Below are 22,698 nucleotides of genomic sequence, written 5' to 3'. Positions count from 1 at the left end.
GGTTGCCGCGCCGCGGCGAAAACAAGCGAAACTTTCGCTCACCAGTTCATCACCGCGGCGCTCAACCGGCTGCTAGCTGACGAAGTACGTCGGGTTCGGCAGCTTGTAGGTGCGGTCGGCGTAGCCGCCGTCCAGGTCCGAGTACTGGTCGCCGAAGTTGGCGATGATCTCGTACCCGAGGTCGTCCTCGATGTGCTGGCGCGTGCCGCCCTTGTACTGCACGGTCGTGCAGGTCCAGGTGCCCGGCGTGGCGCAGGCGCTCAGGTAGGCCGGCGGGTTCGCCTTGTCCTTGAGGAACATGTGGCCGGCGTCGAGGTTCACATCGGCGCCGATCTTCTTCAGGTTCTCGACGGCGGCGGTGCGCTGCGCCTCGGAGAGACCGGAGTTGTAGAAGACCTCGACGCCCTTGGACTCGGCGTACTGGACCAGCTCGGCGCTGCCGAAGACACCCGGCCGGTCGGCCTTGTTCACGTAGTCGGCCCAGGTGGTCGAGTTGTACGTGTAGTTGTAACGCCTCTCGTAGTCGAGGCTGAGCAGCAGCGTGTCGTCGATGTCGAAGACGACCGCGGGCTTCTCGCCCTTGTGGTGGGCCTTGCGGGCCGCCTGGTCGATGTACTTCCGGGCGGACTTGTCGAGGGCCGCGAGGTCCTTGGCGTACTGGCTGTCCGAGGACGCCTGGTAGACACCATTGGCGTCGAGCGTGGTGCCGTAGTAGGTGTCGATGTCCTTGACCAGGAGCCCGATGTTGTAGGGCTCGTGGGTGCTGTTCGCCGTGGACTGGCCGGCGGTGGCCGCGCCGGCACCGTAGAGGCCGGCGCCGGCGACGGCACACGCGGCGGCGATGGCCGCGATACGCAGTGGCTTATGCATGACAGAGTTCTACGCGCGTCACCCCGGAGGGCGCGAGACCCGTTGCCTGATCGATACCTCCTTCACAGGCAAAAAACGGGTCAAGCGCCCCGGTGTGTCGACAAGTGGTCAGTTCATCGTGGCGCCGATGGTCGTCGAGCCCGTGGTGAGGAACGTCGTCGCGGGCAGGGTGCCGCTCGAACTGCGGGCGTTGTACGTGCTCGACGCGTCCGTGGAGACGAAGGACGGGGTGGAGATGCCGGAGTCCCAGTTGTTGCCGGCCGAGGTGACCTTGGAGCCCTTGCTGACCGAGCCGCCGCCGTTGCTCACGGCGAGGTTCTTGCCGAGCTTCGCGGAGCTGGTGGCGAAGTAGTAGCCCACCTTGCTGTTGGCGTAGGCGGTGGTGCGGTTGATGACGATCGCGCCGGTGTTGGAGTTCTCGGTGAAGCCGGTTCCGGCGTTGCCCCAGGCCGCGGAGTTGTTGATGACGTGCGCGACGACCTCGCCGTCGCCGCCCAGCTTGTAGCCGTTGCCGTCGCCCGCGAACGCGGAGTCCGACCAGCGGTTGACGCCGTTGCCCATGGACCAGGTGTGCTCGACGGTGACGGGCGAGGAGAAGGACCAGAAGTCGATCCCGTCGTCCGAGTTGTTGTAGAGGCGGGCGCCGGTGATGAGGTTGCCGGTGCCGGAGCCGAACTTCACGGCGATGCCGTCGGCGTTCTCGCCGTGGTTCGCGGCGTCGTAGTTGCCGTAACTGTCGATGTTCTTCACGGTGTTGTTGACCGTGCCGTCGCCGGTGAGCGTGAAGCCGGAGTCCTTGCCGTTGATGGTCTTGATGTTGTTCCAGACCGTCCCCGTGCAGGACTGGCAGACGACCGCGCTGTCCGGGGAGTTCTGGAAGGTGATGTTGGAGACGTTCCAGTAGTCGGCGGTCAGCTTGAAGATCCAGTCGCCGGCGGGCAGCGAGGACCCGTCGATCTTCACGGTCTCCGAGCCGTACGCGGTGAGCGTGATCGGCGCGGAGGAGCTGCCGTTGGCGGTGGACTGGAGGGTCGCCGTCGGGTAGTAGGTGCCGCCGCGGACCTGGATGACGGTGCCGGCGGTGGCGTTCTTGAGGGCGTTGGACAGGTCGGTGGAGTTGCTGACGACCACCGTCGCGGCCTGTGCCTGGGTGGGGAGGACGGCGATGCCGGAGCCGAGGGCGAGGGCGGCCGTCGCGATGAGAGCGGTACGACGAGACATGGAGTGCGGGTCCTTTCGTCGTGCGGTGGGGGAAGGGGGGTGGGTCACAGGACGGAGTCGAGCCAGTGGAAGACCTCGTCCTGCATCGGCTCCGTGAAGACATGGCCGAGCCCCGGCCAGACCTCGGTACGGAGCCGCTCCCCGGCATGACGCGAGGTCCAGACGGCGCGCAGCTTGGCGTAGGCGGTCCGGACGCCCTCGGCGGGGAACAGCGGATCCTGCTCGCCGTCGAGGAAGTACATCGGCTTGGGGGCGCCGATGCTCGCCACGTCGGGGATGTCCAGGTGCCGGGCGAGCCCGGGGTGGAGCATGTAGTACGACGACTGCCCGCGCAGCGTGTTGTTGCCGGGCACCATCATTTCCTTCAGGCCGGTCATCCAGCAGACGGCGGCCGTCGCGGAGACGGCGTCGCTGAGCGCGGCGGTCTGCCAGGCGCGGAAGGCGCCCATGGAGAAACCGAGGGCCGCGACCCCGCGCCCTCGGTTCAGGCCCGCCAGAAAGCCGGCGGCACGGGCGTCCTCGCGGGCCATGAGTCCGGCGAGGGAGGAACCGAGGTTGTAGAAGTTGGCGGCGAGGGCCTGCTGGTCCTCGTAGGCGATCGGACCACGGTCGCCCCAGCCCGGCGCGTCGAGGCAGAGCACCGTGTAGCCGCGCCGGGCCAGTTCGTCGCCCACGAAGCGTCCGCTGAAGTACGTGTCGGCCCAGGTCCGCGCGGCGACGAGCCGGGTGTCGTCGTACCAGGGCCGGACGAGCTTCTCCTTGCCGATGTCGAACCTGGCCCCGTGGTCGTGGAGGAGGAGCACCGCCGGGAAGGGGCCGGGGCCGTGCGGGGTGAGCAGGGCGCCGCGGACCCGTTCGTGGCGGGTGAGGGAGAGGGTGACCAGCTCCTGGGTGTAGGCGTCGGTCCGGGCACGGTCGCTGTACTCGGGTGCGTACGGCGTCTCGTCCTGCCGCTCCACGACGAGGTGCTCCTCGACCATCGCGCGGGCCGTCCGCCGCCACTCCCGGAAGTCGCGGATCGATGAAGTCCCCCATGCCAGAGGGAAGTCGAGCTCCTTCTTCAGCGTCTCGTAGAGAGTGTCAGGGGTGGCCATGGAACCTCCCGGCGCCGGCGTGCGTGAGGACGTGGCGCTCCACGGCGGCAGCCGACCTGAGCGGCCGGTAGTCGTACGCGTCCGCCGGGTTCCAGCCGACGTCGTCGGTCAGCCCGAGGCCCGCGGCGACCTTGTCGAGTCCGGCCGGGCGTCCGTCGGTCCAGGAGCCGCTGTCGTGGAAGTGCGCGCCTCCGTAGGCGGCGAGGGTCGCGTCGTACCGGAAGACGTTGCGCTCGGAGTAGATCGCGGACTCCACGCCCACGCCGAGGGCGTAGAGAGGGGTGCGACTGCGGGACACGTACACGTTGTTGAGGACGTGGACCTGCCCGAAGCGGACGCGTGGTCCGCGTTGCACGATGTCGGTGAACAGGTTCCGGGCGAAGGTGACCTTGAGGTGTCCGCGGTCGCGGTCGCCGCGGCCGTCGCCGGAGCCGATGAGGAGCGCCTTGTCGTGGTCCTCGAAGCGGCTGTCGGAGACGGTGATGTGGTCGGAGCCGTCCTCGATGTCGAGCAGTCCGTCGTGCCGTTGGACGTGTTCGCCGTGGAAGCCGACCGGGGCCTCGCGGTCCGGGAAGCGGCCGTCGGTGAAGGTGCAGTGGTCGACCCAGATGTTCTTGCCGGTGATGACGGTCATCGCGTCGAAGCGGGCGTTCCAGTTGCCCTGGGTGCCGTCGTCCGGCGACCAGCTGGTGAAGTGGTCGACCGGGGCCTCCAGCCGGAGGTTCCGCACGATGATGTTCGTGCCGGTGTTGACGGTCAGGAACACGCCGAGAAGCCGGGCGTTGTCGCCGACGCCGACGAGCGTGGTGTCGCTCGGGACGGTCAGCTGGATCTGCGCCTTCTCCTTGTTGGAGCCGGTCTGCCGCAACTGCCGTTGCTGCTTGCAGTAGTCGTAACGGGTGTCGGACCAGGTGGTGCCGTCCTCGCCGAAGCAGGACATGTACTTGGTCAGGTCGTAGCCGGGGGCGTAGTCCTGCTCGCCGAGCAGCGAACCGTCGTCCGTCTCATGGCCGTTGACGGTGCCGACGACCCGGATCACCTTCGGACCGGTGGCCGCGAGGGCCTCCTTCAACCCGGCGCGGGTGTGCACGGTCCAGGTGGTGCCGCCCGCCCCGCCGGTGGTGCCGGCGCCCCAGCCGATCGGGGTGCGCTGCTCGGTGGCGGAGGCCTCCGAGGGGGCCCCGAGCAGCACACACACGCCGGCCAGGAGAGCGGCGGCGAGCCTACGCACGGGGACGCCAGTCGCCGAGGTAGGTCGCCTTGGTGTGCGACGCGGCTTCCTGGGCGGTGAGTTGGGGCCGGTTCTCGGGGACCGTGATCACCGCGCCCGGGCCGGAGTTTCTGAACTCCCCGAAGCGCATGGTCTGCCAGGGGTACTGCTCCCGCATGTTGGTGTACGGGGTGACGGGGTCGATGCCGGGCCCGATCCGGGTGTCGCGGACGACGAGGGACGGCCAGGCGGTCGTCTCGTACGAGGGGACCCAGGGTCGCGCGAGCTTGTAGGCCGCGTCCTCGGCGCCGGAGGTGATGCGGGAGCGGAGCGCGAGGATGCCGTAGGGGTTGGCGCGGGCGGCGGAGGGGGCGAAGACCATGCCTTTGGGGGTGAAGGTGACGTCCCGTTGCAGGGTGTGGAAGTGGCAGTCCTCGAAGACGGCGGTGGCCCGGCCGAAGACGAAGTCGACGTCTCCTTCGATGTAGCAGTGGTGGAAGTACTGCCGGTCGAAGGAGGTGAGCGCGGTCGTCTCGACGAACAGGGTGTCCTGGTGGGCGAGGAGCCGGACGTTCTCGAAGTGGGTGCGGTCGCCGTAGGTGTAGGCCGCCACCGCCTGCGTCCCGGTGATCTCGGGGTGGTCGGCGCGCAGCCAGTCGTTGGCGAGGGTGAGGTCGCGGACCAGCAGCCCCGGGGCGGCGGAGGTGAAGGTGGCGGAGCCGGCCGTGCCGTACGTGCCCGACCCGTCCGGTTTCTGCGTCCCGTTGGCGTGGTCGAAGACGATCACGGCGTCGCGCGGCTCGCAGGAGGCGCCGCGGATCGTCAACTCGGCCTTGTCGGCGGGCACGTTGACGACCTCGCGGTAGGTCCCCGGGTGCACGACGATCGTCCAGCCGGGCCCGTCCACCGCGTCCACGGCGGCCTGGACTGAGCCGCCGGGGCGGACGTGCAGGACCCGGCGGTCGCTCGCGAAGGCGTTGGTGGAGCCCGCGGCCAGGAGACCTGCCGTCAGGCCCGTCAGCAGGGTGCGTCGGCGCATGTCAGCACTCCCCCTTCCACGGCCGCCAGTCACCGAGGTAGGCCTCGCGGGTCGCTGACTCGGCCTGCTCGTCGGTGAGTTGGGGTCGGTTCTCGGGAACCGTGATCTCGGCGCCGGGGCCGAAGTTGTGGTACTCGGCGAAGCGCTGGTTCTGCCACGGGTAGGAGTTGGACATATTGGTGTAGGGCGCGACCGCGTCGATGCCGGCGCCGAGACGGGTGTCGCGGACGGTGAGGCTGGGCCGGGCGGTGGTGTCGGAGCTGGGCACCCAGGGGCGGGCCAGCTTGTAGGCGGCGTCCGGGGCCTCGCTGCTGATCCGGCCGCGGCTGACCAGGTAGCCGAGGGGGTTGGCGCCTGCCGTGGAGGGCGCGAAGACGAAGCCGTACGGGGCGGCGGCCAGGTCGGTGCGGTCCAGGGTGCGGAAGTGGCAGTGCTCGTAGACCGCGGTGGCCCGGCCGAAGACGAAGTCGACGTCGCCCTCGGCGTAGCAGTGGGAGAAGTACTGGCGGGCGAAGACGGTCAGGGCGAGGGAGTCGGCGTACAGGGTGTCCTGGTGGCCGAGGAAGCGGCAGTGGTGGAAGGCGGAGCGGTCGCCCATGACCTTGAGGGCGACGGCCTGGGTGCCGCTGATGTCGGGGTGGTCGGCGCGCAGCCAGTCGTTGGCGAAGGTGATCCAGCGGGCGGTGAAGCCATCGGCGCGGAGGGTGGTGGTGGCCGAGCCGGTGGTGCCGTACGTTCCCGAGCCGTCGGGCTTCGGGGTGCCGGCCGCGTTGTCGTAGACGATGACGACGTCCCGCGGGTCCTCCGAGGCGCCGATCCAGGTGGCCTCCGTACGGGTGGCGTCGAGGCTGACGGTCTCCCGGTAGGTGCCCGGCGCGATGACCAGGGTCCAGCCGCTGCCGGTGGTGGCGTTGACGGCGGCCTGCACGGTGGTGTGGTCGCCGCGGCCCTGGGCGTCGACGTACAGGGTGGTCGCCGTCAGCCGCGCGGCGGGTGACCCGAACCGGCCGAAGACACGGGCGTTGCGGGCCTGCGCGGGGGCGGCGGTGACACTCAGCGCGGCGGCGGCTCCTGCGCTCGCGATGAGGAATCCCCTTCTGGACAGGGGGAGTTCGAGGTGGGGCGAGGGCATGGGGATGCTCCTAGGCTGTGCGGCTCTTCGGTGATGTGCGGGTACTTCCTCGCCGTGGGGGGTGAGTCTTTTCCGTGCCGGCCGGGGCGGGCGCACTCCGAGTCGTGAGCACGACGTGGTCCGCCCCGGCCGTTCGGGTGGCAGGCGTCAGCAGGCGTTGCCGGCGCCCGCGCGGTGGTCGACGATCGCCGGGACCGCCTTGACCGGGTCGACCTTGGTGCGCAGGGTGGGCGTCCAGCCGGCGCCGGACTCCAGGGTCTCGGCCGGGATCTCCGCATTGTGGACGGCGATCAGGTCGGTGACCTGGCCGTTCACGGTGTTGTCGGCGGCGGTCAGCGGCGAGACGTTCCACCGCTTGAGCACCTTGGCGGCGCTGACCCCGTCCGGCAGCGTGAACGCGTTGTGCTCGGCGACGAGCTGGGACTCCTTGCCGATGCCGAAGCTGTAGGCGTAGTCGTCGCTCGCCACGAAGTGGTTGTTGTACGAGTCGACCTGCCCGAAGCGGACCCGCGGCGCGCGCTCGACCAGGTTCGAGAACAGGTTGTGGTGGAACGTCACCTTCAGGTGGCCCCGGTCGATCGCCGTGGTCGCGGCGCTGTCGCTGTTGCCGATGAGGATCGTCTTGTCGTGGTCGGCGAAGACGTTCCAGGAGGCGGTGACGTAGTCGGCGCCCTTGACGATGTCCAGCTCACCGTCGTGCTGCTGGTAGAGCATGCCGAAGTAGGTCGGCGCGGCGCTGTCGGGGTGGGAGCCGTCGGTGAAGGTGTTGTGGTCGATCCAGACATGGGTGGAGCCGTAGACGACGGCCGTGTCGTACTCGGAGTTCCAGTTGCCCTTGTCCCCGTCGGTCGGGTCCCACTGCGGGAAGCAGTCGATCGGGCTCTCGAAGGTCAGATTGCGGACGATGACGTTGTCGACGCCGGTGATCTGGAGGCTGGCGCCCTTGAAGCCCGCGTTCTTGCCGATGCCGACGATGGTGGTGTTGGCGGGGACGGCGGCCTTGATGATCTTGTTCTGGTTGGCGGCGGAGACCGCCCGCAGCCCTTCCGGACTGTCGGCGGGCTCCGCGCTCAGGTCGGTGTCGAGGCCCCAGGCCTCCGGCGAGTACTTGGCGAGGTAGGCGTCGAAGTCGTACCCGTCGGCGGCGAAGGCGTCACAGCCCTCGGAGACGGCGTCGATGGTCCCCTTGACCTTGATGATCTTCGGCGCGTCACCGCCGGCGGCGAGGGCGGCCTTGAACTCGGCCCAGGTGGAGACGGAGTAGACGTGATCGGCGTCGGCCTTGGCCCCGCCGGTGGTCCCGGTGCCGTACGAGGCCCAGCCGTCGTTCGCGGGCAGCGTCTGCCGGGCCAGGTCACGGCCCTGTGCCTGGGCGCTGGGGCCGGTCACGGCGAGGACGAGGGCGGTGCAGCCGAGCACGGCGGCAGCAGCGCGCGCCACCGAGGCAACTGTGACATGCCCATGCCATCTCTGTGTGTCCATGGTGCGGCTCTCTCTTCTCGGATCGGTGGGTGGAGGCGGTTACGCGGTGGCTTCGGGCCAGGTGATCCAGGACGTGGGGATCTCGTCGTCGAGGCGGCAGACATCCCGTGGCCGCAGCACCCCGGTCCGCAGCAGCTCCCGCGCCACGAGCCGCGCCGCGGCGATCGCGCCCGGCGGGTTGAAGTGCGTGTTGTCCTGCTCGGTCGCGGTCCAGTTGAAGTACGTCTTGGTCTCCTCGACCCCGAGCCGCTGCCACAGGGCGAGGGACAGGGCCTGGATGTCGAGCAGCGCCACGCCCTCCTCCTCGGCCAGCGCCCGCATCGCCGCCGGGTAGTCGCCGTGGGTCGGCAGGGCGTTGCCGGCCGCGTCGAACTTCCGGCGCTCGACGGAGGTGGCGAGAACGGGCCGGGCGCCATGGGCGCGGGCGCCGTCGATGTACAGCCGCAGACAGTCCTGGTACGTCGTCCAGGGCTCGGTGTACCGGGTCGGGTCGGCGGACTTCTCGTCGTTGTGCCCGAACTGGATGAGGAGGAAGTCCCCGGGCTGAATCGCCGCGAGGATCACATCAAGCCGGCCTTCGTCGACGAAACTCTTCGAACTCCGCCCGTTCACCGCGTGATTGGCGACGGGCCGGTCCTTGTGCAGAAAGAAGGGAAGTGCCATGCCCCACCCGGTCTCGGGAGCGGCGTCGGCGTATTTCTGGGCGGCGGTGGAATCACCGGCGATGTAGAGAGTGCGCTTGCGGGATGACGCGGCCTGAGCGGTACCGGTGGCCGCGAAGGCGAGGGGAACGGCGCCAAGCGCCGCGGCAGTGACTTGTCTACGGGTAACGGACACAACGTCCCTTTCGTCAACACCCTTGAGGGCGCGGGGAACTGCGCGACCAGCCACAACGGCCCCGCAGTCCCCCACGGACAGAAACCACCCGAGCTCTGGGAAGAAATCAGCCCTTCTGCGAATTCCACTCCGCCTGGGCGTCGTTCAGCTGATCGGCCAGCGTGTCCAGGAAGTCCTTCGCGCTCATCTTCCCGAGCAGCACCTTCTGGAAGTTCGGCTCGTTGTCGGCCTTGGAGATGGTGCCCCAGTCGGGCAGGTAGTACGGCAGCTGGACAATGGTGGTCGAACCGTCGGTCAGCGCGTCAGCGGCGAGCTTCGTGGGCTCGGCCTTGGAGATCCACGCGTCCTTGGCGGCCTCGTTGTTGGCCGGCACCTGGCCCGCCGACTCGTTGAACTTCGAGTTCTCCGCGTGCGAGACCGCGAACTCGATGAACTTCCAGGCCGCTTCCTTGTTCTTGGAGCTCTTGAACAGGCCGATACCGTCAACGGGGTTGGACACCTGCACCCGCTTGCCGGACGCACCGGTCGGCTGCGGAATACCGCGGAACTTGTCGGCGCCGAGCGACTTCACATGGTCCTGGTAGGAACCCAGGTTGTGGTTGAGCATTCCGATCGTGCCGGAATCCCACTGGGCGACCATCTTGGTGAAGTCGTTGTTGAGGTCGGCGGACGGGGTGTCCTTCTTGTAGAGCGCGGCGTACTTCTCCAGCGCCTCGACGTTCTTCGGGTCGTTGACGGTGGTCTTGTCACCGTTCCAGAAGGACGTGAGACCGCTCTGTCCGTACATCGCGTCCAGCGCCTGGGCGATGGAACCGGCGCCACCACGGATGGTGTAACCGAACTCGTTCTTCTTGGCGTTGGTGAGCTTGTCCGCCGCCGCGTAGAACTTGTCCCAGGTCGTCGGCTCGTCCAGGCCCGCCTTCTCGAACAGGTCGGTGCGGTAGTAGAGCACACCGTTGTTCGCGGAGGTCGGCACCGAGTACAACGTGTCGTCGACGCCGCCGGCCGCCTTCAGCGAGGTGACCATGTCCTCGTTGAGCTTGCCGTTGAGCGAGGACTTGGCGAGCCGGTCGTCGACCGGCTCCAGCACCTTCTGGGCGGAGAAGCTGGCGATCATCGCCGCGCCGACACCGCCGACGTCCGGCAGACCGCCGCCCTGGATGGCGGTCTCGACCTTGGACTGGTAGTCCGCGGAGGGGATACCGACGTACTCGACGTCGATGTCCGGGTTGGCCTTCTCGAAGTCGGCGATGATCGCCTTCCAGGCGTCGGTGCGGACACCGCCGTTGTTGTCCCAGAAGACGATCTTGCCCTTGCCGCTGCCCTCGTCGCCCTTGTCGCCGCCGGTGCCGCTGCCGTCGTCACCGCAGGCGGTGGCGGTCAGGGCGAGGACGGAGCCCAGGGCGACGGCCACGGCGGCGCGCCTGCTTCTGCGGATGTTGATCTTCATGGGTCGGCTCTCTTCTTCTGGATCAAACACTTCTTCGACCGGGTGAAGCTGTGAGGTCGTGGGGCTGTGCAGTCGTGGGGCTGTGCAGTCGTGGGGCTGTGCAGTCGTGGGGCTGTGTGGAGCTATGAAGTTGTGGGGGTCAGGGGCGGGTGTACGGCGCCCAGCCGTCGCTTCCCGCGAGGTAGTCGGCGACGGTGTGGGCGCGGGCGTCCTCGTCGCTCATCTGCGGCCGGTCCGCGGTGACTTCGGACCCGGGGCCGTAGTTGCGGTACTCGGTGAACCGCGCGTCCTTCCACGAGAAGCCGCTCATGTCGGTCCACGGCGCGGACTTCACCGCCGCGGGCAGCTCGGTGTCGCGGATCAACACCTGGGCGACGGCCTCCGGTTCGCCTCCCGGGTGCCACGGCCGGCCCAGGTGGAAGGACTGGTCCGGCGCGTCGCTCACGACCCTCGACCGGGTGATCAGGAAGCCGTAGGGGTTCCCGGTCCAGGTCGAGGCGGCCGTCAGATAACCGTTGTTGGTGGTCGAGCCCCGGCTCAGCAGCCGGATCACCGACCGGTCGATCACGGTCGTCGCCCGTCCGTAGACGAAGTCGACGTCGCCCTCGATGTACGAGTCGCGCAGGTAGACCCGGCTGACGGTGGTCAGCTTGGGGCTGTCGGTCATCAGGGTGTCCTGGTTGCCCAGGAAGGCGGTGTCCTCGAAGACGATCCGGTCACCGGTCGTCTTCATCGCGAGGGCCTGCTCGCCGTTCAGCTCGACCGCGGCCTCGTCGAAGTCGTTGCTGAAGGTGAGGTGGCGTGCCGTGACGTCGTTCGCGGCGATCCGCACGGTGGCGCTGCCGGTCGAACCGCCGTACGCGGCGGGTGTGTCGTAGACGATGACGGTGTCGGCGCGATCTTGTCCAGTCCCGTGCAGCACAATGTTCGGCTTGATCGCGGGGATGTACACCTTGGCCCGGTAGGTGCCGGGCGCGATGGCGACGGTGACGGGCACGGCGTTGCCGTCGGGAACGGCGTCCACGGCGGCCTGCACGGTCGGATAGTCCGCCGGGACGTGCAGAGTGACCCCGATTTGCTGCTGCGGCCCGGAGAACCGCTTCACGAGCGCCGGCACGGCCGCGGCCGGGTCCAGGCGGTAGTCGTAGAACTCCCGCGGGTCAAAGGCCTTACCCCAGGCGTCCGTTCGCCCGGTGGTGTTCCTCAGGATCGACCCGCGCTGCACCAACTCGGCCGTGGCGTCGGCCTGGTAGGGGTGCTGGACGCCGTCGTAGTAGCTGTTCTCGATGACCATCTTCGTCTTGCCGCGCGCCCAGTTCCCGTACGTCCACACCGGGTCGCCGTCCGCGACCTGCGAGGACAGGTAGTTGTTGTACAGGTGGGCGTAGGCGAGGTTGTCCGCCGAGGGGTTGCGCTGTTTGGTGCCGTGGAACCAGTTGTGGTCGATCGTCATCTCGGTCAGGACGTTGGTGGTCCAGCCGATCCCGAACGCCTTGTTGTGGTTCGTGAACTGGTTGTAGGAGACGGTGATGTACCGACTGTCCTTGCGGATGTCGAGCAGCCCGTCGCCCATGTGCGTGAACCGGTTGTGGTCGATCCAGACATGGTCGACGGTGTCCATCTGGATCGCGTCGAAGTCGGTCGTCTTGCCGTCCCAGTCACCCTCGACATAGCTGTCGCGAATGGTCAGGTTGCGGATGATGACGTTGCTGGTACCGGGGTTGAGGTGCAGTTCGCCGTGGACGATCTCGCCGGTGTCACCGACGCCGATGACCGTCTTGTCCGAGGCCACGACGATGTCCGAGCCGAAGGGCTCGACGGCTATCGACCCCGACACCCGGATGACGTACGGCTCCTCGGCCGCCGCGTACTTCGCGAGCGAGGCCTGGTCGGTGACCGTCACGACCTTGCCGCCGGCCCCGCCGGTGGTCCCACCGGCGAGCGAGGCGAAACCGTGCGGCCGGTCGGTCCACCGGGAGGCAGCGGCCGAGGGGGCCTTCCCGGCGGAGACGGCCGGGGCCGACCGCTCGGGCGACGGGGTGGCGGCCTTGGCCTGCCCCACCGCCCCGAGGCCCAGCGCGGCGACGAGGCCGAGCACGGCGGCCAGCACCCTGCCCTGACCGGCTCCCGGTCTCGGCAAGCGCTTGCCCTGGAGTTGCGTCATTGCGGCTCCCAAAAGGCTTACGTACGAGGTGAGTTACAGAGAAGTGATCCTGAACCGCGTGAAGGTTGCCGCGCCGGCGTGCCCGTTTCCGGTGGGTGCGAGCGCGACGAGGCCGAGCAGGGCGCCCACCCAGCGCCAGGGGGTGGCGGCGAAGACGGGCCCCGAGGGGTGCGGGCCGTCGCCGACGTCGTAGAAGAAGCGGCAGCGGGCGCCCGCGCCGATCTCGATCCGCAGCCGTACCCGTCCCTCGGGAGCGGGTCGAGGGTGGTCGGCGTCGCGTTCGCGCTCGGCGACACCTTCGGCGAACCGGTGCACGACCTGGACCGCGCCGTCGGCGCCGCGTTCGAGGCCGATCCAGCCGAACGCGTCACCCAGCACCGCGAGTCCGGCCCGGGCGCCCGGTTCCTCGCTGTCGAGGCGGAGTTCGACCTCGACGGCGGACGGCGTGCCGGGCAGCCGCTGGGTGAGGACGTTCGGCAGCTTGCGCAGGTCGTGCGCGTCGGCCGAGCGGACACAGGTGAGGCGGAGGCCGTCACCCGAGTGCTGGGTGGCCCAGCCGTCCTGCGGGTTGGCGGTCCAGCTCCACTGGCGGCCGAAGCGTCCGCCGGGGAAGTCGTCGTCGGTGGCGGGCGCGGCGGGCGGCTGCGGCGGCAGATCGGGCTTGTGGTGGACGGCGACGGGGGCGCCCTCGTCGCCGAGGACCGGCCAGCCGTCCGCGCCCCAGCGCATCGGCTGGAGGTGGACGACCCTGCCGTAGGCGCCGCGCTGCTGGAAGTGCAGGAACCAGTCCTCACCGGACGGGGTGCGCACCCAGCCGCCCTGGTGGGGGCCGTTGACGTCGGTGTCCTTCTGCTCCAGGACGATGCGCTCCTCGTACGGCCCGAAGAAGCCGCGCGAGCGGAAGGCGCCCTGCCAGCCGGTCTCCACTCCCCCGGCGGGGGCGAGGATCCAGAACCAGCCATCGTGCTGGTAGAGCTTGGGGCCCTCCAGGGTGAACCAGCCGGGTATCCGGTCGCCGTCGACGATCACCTTGCCCTCGTCGAGGAGTTCGGTGCCGTCGGCGCGCATCCGGTGGCCGGTGAGGCGGTTCTTGACGCCGGAGCGGGACTTGGCCCAGCCGTGCACGAGGTAGGCCTCGCCGGTCTCCTCGTCCCACAGGGGGCAGGCGTCGATCAGGCCCTTGCCCACCTTGAGCAGGTGCGGGCGGGTCCAAGGGCCCCTGATCCCGGGGGCGTTGATCTGGAAGATGCCCTGGTCGGGGTCGCCCCAGAAGATCCAGAAGCGTTCGTCGTGATACCTCAGGGACGGCGCCCAGACGCCACAGTCGTGCCGCGGGGTCCTGAACTCGCTCGCCGGTTCCAGGCGTTCGAGGGCGTGGCCGACGAGGGTCCAGTTGACGAGGTCGCGCGAGTGCAGCAGCGGCAGACCGGGGGCACGGCCGAAGCTGGAGGCGGTGAGGTAGAAGTCGTCGCCGACGCGGAGGACGTCCGGGTCGGACCAGTCCGCGTCGAGGACGGGGTTGGTGTAGGTGGCGGTCACAGGCTCACCGCCTTGCGGACGAGCGCGGCGGCGGCGTCCCGGTCGAGACGGCCGTCGGCGACGACGGTGACGACCCGGCGCACGAGGGTGTCGCCGGCCGTGATCGGCACCCGCTCGGTGTGCGCCAGCGAGGAGCCCACGCCCGGGTATTCGGCGGTGCGCACGAACCACGGGTCGCGGCGGGTCTGTTCGGTGGCTCCGGCGAAGACCAGCGTCCAGCCGGCACCGACGAGGGCGAGCCAGTCGGCACGCCGGCCGTGGACCTCGGCCTCCCCCTCGCTGTCGGCGGTGAAGACGTCCGGTGTCCGCTCCTCCTTGCGGGCCCGCCAGAAGAAGCCGCCGTACGCGGCACCGGGGCGGCCGTTGGTGGCCGGGCTGCCGATCGACAGCGGGTCGGGGGTGACGTTGGTCAGCGAGAAGGTGAAGTCCAACGCCCAGGCGGTGTCCGTGAGTTCGGTGGCCGCCACGGTCCGGCGCTCGCGCAGCAGCTCGCCGCCCGCGGCGACCCAGCGCAGCTCCTCCACGAAGCCGTCGGGGTCGCGCAGCTGGAAGGCGTTGTGCCGCTGGGCACCATGGTTGTCGAGCTCGGTGGGGCCCTGGTCGCGGACGTAGGTGCGGCCGCCCCAGAAGTTGTGCCCCTCGACGTCGGGAACGGCGACACCGACGCCGAGGTGGTGCAGATGGTCGGCGGGGCTGAACTCGGTGACAGCCGTGCCGGCGAGGGTGGTGACGGGGTGCAGATAGGGCCGCGGCGAGAGCCGGGGGGCCAGCTCGGGCCGGGTGACATAGCGGCCGACCGGGCGGCCCGCGACGCGCAGGACCGGGGTGTCGTTGGTCGTCATCAGGTGCTCACCTCTTTTGGTAGCGCCCAGGAGGCGCCGAGCTCCGAGAACAGGGCGAGAGTGTCGGCCGACGCCGCGACGAGGCCGTCGATGCCGGGCACCACCCGGCGGTCGTCCACGAGGTGCCAGGCGCTTGGGGGCAGCGGGGCCGGGTCGGGGGCGGTGCGGATCGCCTCGACGACCTTCATGAAGGCGCCGGTCACGTCCGGCGGGACGATCAGGTCGGTGCCGTCGGTGAGGTGGTCGACGAGGTTCTCCAGCAGGTCGGTGCGGCCGTGCTCGTACTCCTCGGGACCGTGGCCGGCGCGCTGGAGCAGGACGCGGTCCTGCTTGTACCAGAACGTGATCCGGCCGCGGCTGCCGTGCACGAGGACGTACGGCTCGCCCGGGTGTTCGGCGCACAGCGTCGCCGCGACGGTGACCGGGCGGCCCTGGGCCGTGGTGACGCGGACGCAGGAGGTGTCGTCGGACTCGATGTCGTTGGCGCGCAGCAGCTCGGTCCGGATGCCGGTGACGTCCTCGGCGCGTGTGGAGCCGTTGAGGGCGAGCCCGGTGGCGACGGCGTGCGCGAGGGGGTTGGTGAGGGCGCCGTCGATGACGTCGACGCCGTTCAGGCGCCGCTTGCCGGCCCAGGGGGCACGCCGGTAGTAGGACTCCGGGCGGGCCCAGGCGCCGGCGCCGCCGATTCCGGCGATCTCCCCGATCGCGCCCTCGTCGATCAGCTGCCGGATCGCGGGCACGGCGTGCGAGCCCAGCGACTGGAAGCCGATCTGGCAGGCCACCCCGGCCGCGGCGACCCCGTCGGCCATGCGGCGGAACTCGGCGTACGACGGCGCCGGGGGCTTCTCCAGCAGAAGGTGCACGCCCTTGCCGGCGGCGATGAGCGCGAGGTCCGTGTGGGTCGGGATCGGCGTGCAGATCACCGCGATCCGGGCGCCGGTGGAGTCGAGCAGGGCACCGAAGTCGGCGGACTGCTCGGGCGTGCCGAGCCCTTCCGGGATCTCCGTGGCCTCCAGCGGCGTCAGCTCGCAGATGCCCGCGAGCCGCACGATCCCCTTGTCCTGGAGCCGGCGGATGTTCTCCAGGTGCCAGCGGCCGTGGCCGCGTGCTCCCGCCAGGACGATGTCTACGGTGCTCATGGGATCCTCCCTGCGCCCGCGCCGCGTGCCACCTCTCGGTCGGCCCGCTCGGCGCTGTCGATCTTTGTGTGCAGGGTAGGCGTCCAGCCGACGTCGGCCGTGAGGTCGCGCTCGCTGCCGGAGTTGTAGGCGTTGTAGATGGGCAGCAGGTCGACCGGGAAGCCGTTGAAGAGGGTGCCCTCGTCGTGCAGGGCGGTGCCGTTCCAGCTCTTGACCAGGTCGGCGACCTCGATCCGGCCGAGGGTGGTGAAGGCGTTGTTCTGGGCGTAGAGGCCGGACTCGGTCGACACGCCGAGCGAGTAGCGGTAGTCGTCGGTGGGGACGACGTACCGGTTGTTGTAGACGTGCACCTGGCCGAAGCGGACGCGCGGCGCACGCTGTACGACGGACTCGAACTGGTTGTGATGCAGGGTGACCCGGAGCTTGCCGCGGTCTCCCGTCGCCGAGTCGCTGTTGCCGATCAGCATGGCCTTGTCGTGGCCGGAGAACCTGCTCCAGGAGACGGTGACGAGGTCGGAGCCGTTGGTGATGTCCAGCAGGCCGTCGTGGCGCAGGTAGTTGCGGCCGAAGTAGGTGGGCTCCTTCTCGTCCGGGTGGCCCTTGTCGCTGAGGGTGACGTGGTCGACCCAGACGTGGTTCGAGCCGGTCAGCCAGATGTTGTCGTACGCCGTCTTCCAGTCGCCGAGGCCGCCGGTGTTGGGCTGCCAGACGGGGAAGCAGTCGTAGGCGTCACGTGAGTCGAGGTTGCGGATGATGACGTTGGTGGCGTTCTTGACCTGGAGGTTGGCGCCCTTGAGCACGGCTCCCTCAAGGCCGACGATCGTCGTGTTGGAGCCGACGTTCAGCGTGACCCGCTCGGCCTGCCGGGCGGCGGAGGCCTGACGGGCCTCCTCCTGCGCGCCGCTGGGCTTGGCGGACCCCCAGGTGCGGGGGTCGTAGGCGGCGAGGTAGCGGTCCAGGTCGTAGCCGTCGGTGGCGTAGTCGGCGCAGCTCAGGTGGTCGCCGTCGTCGTCGGTGTTGGCGTCGACGGTCCCGGCGATCTTGATGATCTTCGGGGTGGCGCTGCCACCGTCGAGGGCCGCGGCCAGTTCGGCGCGGTCGGTGACGACGTACACATGCTCGGCGTCGGCGGCGGCCCCACCGGTGGTGCCCGCGCCCTCGGACGCCCAGCCGTCATCGGCGGGAAGGGTGTCGCGGCTGATGTCGCGGGCGTCGGCGTGGGCGGGGACGCAGAGCAGCCCCAGCACTCCGGCCACCACGGCGATCTGACGTACCCTCATCAGCCCTTCACCGCCCCCGCGCTGAACCCGGTGATCAGCCACTTCTGGATGAAGGCGAACACCAGCACCACGGGTACGGCCGCGATGATGCCGCCCGCGGCGAGTGCGCCGAGGTCGACGCTGTCCGCGCCCATCAGGGTGTTGAGGCCGACCGGGATGGTCTGCTTCTCCGGGTTGTTGAGGAACATCAGCGCGAACAGGAAGTGGTTCCAGGAGTGCACGAAGGCGAAGGAACCGACGGCGATCAGACCGGGCCGCAGCAGCGGCAGCACGACGATCCTGAACGCGGTGAAGCGGTTGCAGCCGTCGACCCAGGCCGCCTCCTCCAGGGAAGGGGGCACGTTCTTGATGAAGTTGCTGATCAGGATGATCGACAGCGGCAGCTGGAAGACCGTCTCGGCGATGATCACGCTGCCCAGCGAGTTGATCATCTGGATCTTGGCGAAGATCTCGAACAGCGGCACCAGCAGCAGCGCACCCGGCACGAACTGGGAGCACAGCAGGCCCAGCATGAAGGCCTTCTTGATCCTGAAGTTGAACCGCGCCAGGGCGTAGCCGCCGGCCAGCGCTACCAGGGTCGTCGTGATCAGGGTGGCGACGCCGACGAGGACGCTGTTCTGGAAGTAGGTGCCGAACTCACGCTCGGTCCACACCTTCTCGAAGTGGTCGAAGGTCATCGGCCAGGGCACCAGCGAGGTGGAGCCGGTCGGGCGGAACGCGAAGAGCAGGATCCAGTAGAACGGGATCAGGGTGAAGAGCAGGTAGATCCCCAGCGGCAGGTAGATCTGCCAGCGGGGCACGTCGTCCCAGGAGCGCTCCCTGCCCTTGGTACGGGGCGGCGGCGGGGACGTGCGGGCCTCGGACACGACCGGGGTGGCTTCCTTGATGCTCACTTGTCCTCGCCTCCGAACTTGCTCAGGCGCAGATAGACCATCGAGCAGAAGAGAAGAATCACGAACGCCACCGTGGTCAGGGCCGACGCGTAACCGAAGTTGTGGGCGTCGACGCTGGTGTTGGCGATGTAGAGCGGGAGGGTCGTCGTCTCGCCGGCGGGTCCGCCGCCGGTGAGGGTGTAGAGCAGGTCGACGTTGTTGAACTCCCAGACCGCGCGCAGCAGCGTGGACAGCACGATCGCGTCCTTCAAGTGCGGCAGCGTGATGTGCCAGAACTGCTTGACCCGGCTGGCCCCGTCGACCTCGGCGGCCTCGTACAGGTCCTTCGAGACGGACTGGAGGTCGGCGAGGATGAGGATCGCGAAGAAGGGGACTCCGCGCCACAGGTCGGCGACGATCGCCGCCGGGAACACCGTGGAGGTGTCCGACAGCCAGCTGGTGCCGTAGGAGCCGATGCCCATGTCCGCGAGGTAACGGGTGATACCTGTCTGGGAGTTGTAGAGCAGCACCCAGATCGCGGAGGTCAGCACACCGGAGACGGCCCACGGGGAGAAGACCATGGCGCGTCCCACGGCCCGGCCCACGAAGGTCTGGTTGACGATGAGCGCCAGCGCGAGGCCGAACAGAAGCTGGAGGCCGACCTCGACGAAGACCCACTTGGCGCTGAAGGTCAGCGTGTCCCAGAAGGCCGGGTCGTCGGTGAAGATCTTCGTGAAGTTGTCGAAGCCCGCGTAGCCGTTGCGCCATGGCTTGGTCGGGTTGTAGTTGCGCAGGCTGTAGTAGAAGACGCTGATGACGGGGTAGGCGATGAAGCCCAGCATGAGCAGGGCCGCCGGCGCGATCAGCAGGTAGGGAAGCCTGCGCGGGGTGGCGGAGGCACGGCGCCGCCGGGGTGGCGCGGGCGGTTTCGCCACGGCTGCGGCTTGGGCCATGACTGTTCTCCGATCAGTTCAGTACGTGGTGCGGGAAGCGCTTTCTCCTGGTGCAGGGTTGTGCGAAGCCCGCGGAAAAGGGCCGTGGTGCTCGCGATCAGCTCGCGTAGGGGTCCTGCACGGTGCCCTTCCGGGCGAGGAACTCGAAGTCGCAGCCGGTGTCGGCCTGCGTGATCTGGTCGTTGTAGAGGGCGCCGTAACCGCGCTCGTCACGCACGGGCGGTGGCGTCCAGTCGGCCCGGCGGCGCGCCAACTCCTCGTCCTCCACATGGAGATGGAGGGAGCGCGCCTCGACGTCCAGAGTGATCAGGTCGCCGCTGCGCACGAGGGCCAGCGGTCCGCCGACGTACGCCTCGGGCGCCACGTGCAGTGCGCAGGCGCCGTAACTCGTGCCGCTCATCCGGGCGTCGGAGATCCGGACCATGTCCCGCACGCCCTGCTTGAGCAGATGGTCGGGGATGGGCAGCATGCCGTACTCGGGCATGCCGGGCCCGCCCTTGGGTCCCGCGTTGCGCAGCACCAGCACACTCTCGGCGGTGATGTTCAACGACGGGTCGTTGATGGTGCGCTGCATGGTCTTGTAGTCGTCGAAGACGACCGCGGGACCGGTGTGCTTGAGCAGGTGTCGCTCGGCGGAGATGTGCTTGATGACCGCGCCGTCCGGGCAGAGGTTGCCGCGCAGGACGGCGACCCCGCCCTCGCTCGCGACCGGGTTCTCCCGGCTCCGGATGACGTCGTCGTTGTGGACGACCGCACCCTCCAGTTGCTCCCCCAGCGTGCCGTTGACGGTCGGCCGGTCCAGATGGAGCAGGTCGGTGATCCGCGACAGGAACGCGGGCAGACCGCCGGCGAAGTAGAAGTCCTCCATGAGGTACGTCTGTCCGCCGGGCCGCACGTTCGCCAGTACCGGGACGGTACGGGCGATGCGGTCGAAGTCGTCGAGGGTGAGCTTGATCCCGGCCCGGCCCGCCATGGCGATGATGTGGATCACCGCGTTGGTGGAGCCGCCCAGCCCGAGCACCGTGGTGACGGCGTCCTCGAAGGCCTCGCGGCTGAGGATCTCGGACGGCCTGAGCGCGGTCCAGGCCAGCTCCACGGCCCGGCGTCCGGAGGCGGCGGCCATCCGCTCGTGCCCGGAGTCGACGGCCGGGATCGAGGAGGCACCGGGCAGCGTCATGCCGAGGGCCTCGGCGGCCGCGGTCATCGTGGACGCCGTACCCATGGTCATGCAGTGACCGGGAGAGCGCGCCAATCCGCCTTGCAGTTCCCGGAGTTCGCAGTCGGTCAGATTGCCGGCGCGGTGCTCGTCCCAGTACTTCCACATGTCGGTGCCGGAGCCGAGGGTCTCCCCGCGCCAGTGCCCGGGAAGCATCGGCCCCGCCGGCACGAAGACCGAGGGCACGTCAGCCGACGTAGCACCCATGAGCAGCGCCGGCGTCGACTTGTCGCAACCGCCCAGCAGCACGGCCGAGTCGATCGGATACGACCGCAGCAGCTCCTCGGTCTCCATCGCGAGCAGGTTGCGGTAGAGCATCGGGGTCGGCTTCTGGTAGGTCTCCGAGAGGGTGGAGACCGGGAATTCGAGCGGGAAGCCCCCGGCCTGCCACACCCCCCGCTTGACCGCCTCGGCGCGCTCGCGGAGATGGACGTGGCAGGGGTTGATGTCGGACCAGGTGTTGAGGACGGCGATCACCGGGCGGCCCCGGTACTCCTCCGCCTCGTAACCGAGCTGCCGCATCCGGGCGTTGTGCGACCAGGTGCGCAACTGCCCCTCGGTGCCGTACCACTGATGACTGCGGAGTTCCTCCGGGCTCAGTCGCGCCCTGCCCGGCATCCCTGTGTCGCTCATATGGACCACCCGGCGGCTATGGCGGCGACCTCGTCCCGCTCGTCCTCCGGCAACAGCTTGCTCGGCGGGCGGACGTCACGGCGGCACAACCCCAGAGAGGCGAGAGCCTCCTTGACGACGGTGACGTTGTTGGCGGAACCGTTGGCCGCGCGAAGCTCCTCGAAGCGGCGGATCTGCTCCCAGACCTTCATCGCGGCCGGGTAGTCACCGGATCGAAGCGCTTCGATCATGTTCAGCGAAACGGCCGGGGCGACGTTCACCAGCCCCGAGGTGAAGCCGGTGGCGCCCGCCGAGAAATAGGAGGGGGCGTAGGGCTCGGCGAGGCCCGCGACCCACACGAAGCGGTCGAGCCCCGCGTCCCGGGCGAAGGCGGCGAACCTCGACGCGTCCGGGACGGCGTACTTCACGCCGATGACGTTCGGGCAGGCATCGGCGAGCTCGGCCAGCCGCAACCCGCTGAGCTGGGCGTTGCGGATGTAGGGCACGACACCCAGCTCGGGCACGGCCTCGGCGATGGCCCGGTGATAGTCCACCCAGCCGCCCTGGGACACATACGGATGGACGGGCTGGTGCACCATCACCATCGCCGCCCCCAGCTCACGGGCGTGGCGCGCGGAGGCGACGGCGGTCGGCACATCATGTCCGACACCGACGAGGATCACGGCCCGCTCACCGGCCTCGTCGATGGTCATCTCGGTGACGAGCTGCCGCTCCTCGGGGGTCAGGGCGTAGAACTCGCCGGTGTTCCCGTTGGGGGTGAGTGTCCTGATCCCCCCGTCGAGCAGACGACGCAGCAGGGCCCGGTGGGCGTCCTGGTCGACGGAGCCGTCCTCGGCGAAGGGTGTCACCGGGATCGCGACCACGTCGGCCAGGGCGGCCCGCTGGGTCTCGAACGTCGTTGTCATACCTGACCGTCCTCTCCCTGGGCCTCGGACTCGGCGTCCGGGAAGGCCCGTTGCACGAACGACGCGATGTGCGCGTGGAGGGCGCGGCCGGCGCCGTCGGCGTCACCGTCGAGGGCGAGCCGCAGGATCTCGCGGTGCTCACCGGCCTCCCGCTCCCAGGAGGGCGAGGCCGCCCAGGCGACGGCGGAGACGAGGGCGGCCTGGTCGCGGACCTCGTCGAGCATCCGGCCCAGCAGCGGGTTGCCGCACGGCAGATACAGGGCGCGGTGGAACTCCCGGTTGGCCAGCGAACGTTCGGCGGTGTCGGTGGCCTGGTCGGCGCGGGTCAGCGCGTCCTGGGCCTCGGCGAGGGAGGCCCCCCGCTTGACCGCCCGCTTCAGCGCCTCGGGTTCGAGGAGCAGCCGGACGTCGTAGACCTCGCGCGCCATGTCCGCGTCCACCATGCGCACCGTGACGCCCTTGTACTGGCTCATCACGACGAGCCCGGTGCCGGCGAGGGTCTTCAGCGCCTCACGCACCGGGGTCTTGGAGACCCCGAACTGTGCGGCGAGGTCGGTCTCGACCAACGCCTGGCCGGGCGTCAACTGCCCGGTGAGGATGCGGTGTTTGATCGCGTCCAGCACGAACTGCGTGCGGGACGGGATCGGCGTGGGCACAGAGGTCATGCGCGCCTCTCGGAAGTCACGTGCCAGATGTCGGGCACCTGGTCTCGCGTATCTGATCTCGCGTATCGCGTCTCATATATGACGTACGAAGTACGACGCGTTGAAGGTAGGAGGGGGTAAGAGTTTCGTCAATGCTTCTGACAGAGGAAGTTGAG

19 protein-coding genes are annotated in these 22,698 nt (G+C 69.3%); all 19 read right to left on the bottom strand.

The window, feature by feature from the left end; genetic code table 11:
• Positions 1–72 precede the first annotated feature (72 nt).
• The 19 genes from OG866_RS33615 to OG866_RS33525 all read right to left on the bottom strand — a co-directional run bounded on the left by OG866_RS33615 (position 73) and on the right by OG866_RS33525 (position 22,543).
• A complete protein-coding gene (locus OG866_RS33615) occupies positions 73–870 on the bottom strand; it encodes an HAD family acid phosphatase (RefSeq protein WP_329340603.1) in 798 nt (265 codons plus the stop codon).
• 108 nt (positions 871–978) lie between these two features.
• Positions 979–2,091, bottom strand: a complete 1,113-nt coding sequence (locus OG866_RS33610; RefSeq protein WP_329340601.1) for a right-handed parallel beta-helix repeat-containing protein — start codon at positions 2,089–2,091, stop codon at positions 979–981.
• A 44-nt stretch (positions 2,092–2,135) separates the two neighbouring features.
• Positions 2,136–3,185: a dienelactone hydrolase family protein gene (locus tag OG866_RS33605; RefSeq protein ID WP_329340600.1), complete on the bottom strand. Its 1,050-nt coding sequence runs from the start codon at positions 3,183–3,185 to the stop codon at positions 2,136–2,138.
• Positions 3,172–4,416 (bottom strand): pectate lyase family protein, encoded by a 1,245-nt coding sequence (locus OG866_RS33600; protein WP_329340597.1) that lies wholly within the window; start codon positions 4,414–4,416, stop codon positions 3,172–3,174. Before OG866_RS33600 ends, OG866_RS33605 begins: the two co-directional genes overlap by 14 nt.
• Entirely contained in the window at positions 4,409–5,434 is a 1,026-nt protein-coding gene (locus OG866_RS33595; RefSeq protein ID WP_329340595.1) for a pectinesterase family protein, read from the bottom strand. Before OG866_RS33595 ends, OG866_RS33600 begins: the two co-directional genes overlap by 8 nt.
• A 1-nt stretch (position 5,435) precedes the next feature.
• The gene (locus OG866_RS33590; protein WP_329340593.1) at positions 5,436–6,566 is read right to left on the bottom strand and encodes a pectinesterase family protein; all 1,131 of its coding nucleotides are present in this window, start codon (positions 6,564–6,566) and stop codon (positions 5,436–5,438) included.
• A gap of 147 nt (positions 6,567–6,713) precedes the next feature.
• Positions 6,714–8,048: a pectate lyase family protein gene (locus OG866_RS33585; protein ID WP_329340591.1), complete on the bottom strand. Its 1,335-nt coding sequence runs from the start codon at positions 8,046–8,048 to the stop codon at positions 6,714–6,716.
• A 39-nt stretch (positions 8,049–8,087) separates the two neighbouring features.
• Positions 8,088–8,885 (bottom strand): rhamnogalacturonan acetylesterase, encoded by a 798-nt coding sequence (locus tag OG866_RS33580; protein WP_329340589.1) that lies wholly within the window; start codon positions 8,883–8,885, stop codon positions 8,088–8,090.
• Positions 8,886–8,991: 106 nt separating this feature from the next.
• Complete coding sequence (locus OG866_RS33575; RefSeq protein ID WP_329340587.1) at positions 8,992–10,335, bottom strand: ABC transporter substrate-binding protein; 1,344 nt, start codon at positions 10,333–10,335, stop codon at positions 8,992–8,994.
• Positions 10,336–10,474: 139 nt separating this feature from the next.
• On the bottom strand, positions 10,475–12,499 hold the full coding sequence (locus OG866_RS33570; RefSeq protein WP_329340585.1) for a pectinesterase family protein: 2,025 nt from the start codon (positions 12,497–12,499) through the stop codon (positions 10,475–10,477).
• A 33-nt stretch (positions 12,500–12,532) separates the two neighbouring features.
• A complete protein-coding gene (locus tag OG866_RS33565) occupies positions 12,533–14,038 on the bottom strand; it encodes a glycoside hydrolase family 43 protein (RefSeq protein ID WP_329340583.1) in 1,506 nt (501 codons plus the stop codon).
• Entirely contained in the window at positions 14,035–14,880 is an 846-nt protein-coding gene (locus OG866_RS33560; protein WP_329340581.1) for a PmoA family protein, read from the bottom strand. Before OG866_RS33560 ends, OG866_RS33565 begins: the two co-directional genes overlap by 4 nt.
• Positions 14,880–16,019 (bottom strand): Gfo/Idh/MocA family protein, encoded by a 1,140-nt coding sequence (locus OG866_RS33555; protein WP_329340579.1) that lies wholly within the window; start codon positions 16,017–16,019, stop codon positions 14,880–14,882. The genes OG866_RS33560 and OG866_RS33555 overlap by 1 nt, the downstream gene beginning before the upstream one ends.
• Complete coding sequence (locus OG866_RS33550) at positions 16,016–17,299, bottom strand: pectate lyase family protein (protein WP_329340577.1); 1,284 nt, start codon at positions 17,297–17,299, stop codon at positions 16,016–16,018. The genes OG866_RS33555 and OG866_RS33550 overlap by 4 nt, the downstream gene beginning before the upstream one ends.
• Complete coding sequence (locus tag OG866_RS33545) at positions 17,299–18,165, bottom strand: carbohydrate ABC transporter permease (protein ID WP_329344415.1); 867 nt, start codon at positions 18,163–18,165, stop codon at positions 17,299–17,301. The genes OG866_RS33550 and OG866_RS33545 overlap by 1 nt, the downstream gene beginning before the upstream one ends.
• Before the next feature lie 23 nt (positions 18,166–18,188).
• Positions 18,189–19,124 (bottom strand): carbohydrate ABC transporter permease, encoded by a 936-nt coding sequence (locus OG866_RS33540; RefSeq protein ID WP_329340575.1) that lies wholly within the window; start codon positions 19,122–19,124, stop codon positions 18,189–18,191.
• A 97-nt stretch (positions 19,125–19,221) separates the two neighbouring features.
• Positions 19,222–20,973 carry an L-arabinonate dehydratase gene (gene araD, locus OG866_RS33535; RefSeq protein ID WP_443063593.1) on the bottom strand — a complete coding sequence of 584 codons (1,752 nt, stop codon included), beginning with the start codon at positions 20,971–20,973 and terminating at the stop codon, positions 19,222–19,224.
• Positions 20,970–21,878 (bottom strand): dihydrodipicolinate synthase family protein, encoded by a 909-nt coding sequence (locus OG866_RS33530; protein WP_329340573.1) that lies wholly within the window; start codon positions 21,876–21,878, stop codon positions 20,970–20,972. Before OG866_RS33530 ends, araD begins: the two co-directional genes overlap by 4 nt.
• Positions 21,875–22,543, bottom strand: a complete 669-nt coding sequence (locus OG866_RS33525) for a GntR family transcriptional regulator (RefSeq protein WP_329340571.1) — start codon at positions 22,541–22,543, stop codon at positions 21,875–21,877. Before OG866_RS33525 ends, OG866_RS33530 begins: the two co-directional genes overlap by 4 nt.
• Between the last annotated feature and the right edge of the window lie 155 nt (positions 22,544–22,698).

This window comes from Streptomyces sp. NBC_00663, assembly GCF_036226885.1.
In the GTDB taxonomy this organism is placed as follows: domain Bacteria; phylum Actinomycetota; class Actinomycetes; order Streptomycetales; family Streptomycetaceae; genus Streptomyces.
This window is presented reverse-complemented; position numbering and strand designations above follow the sequence as displayed.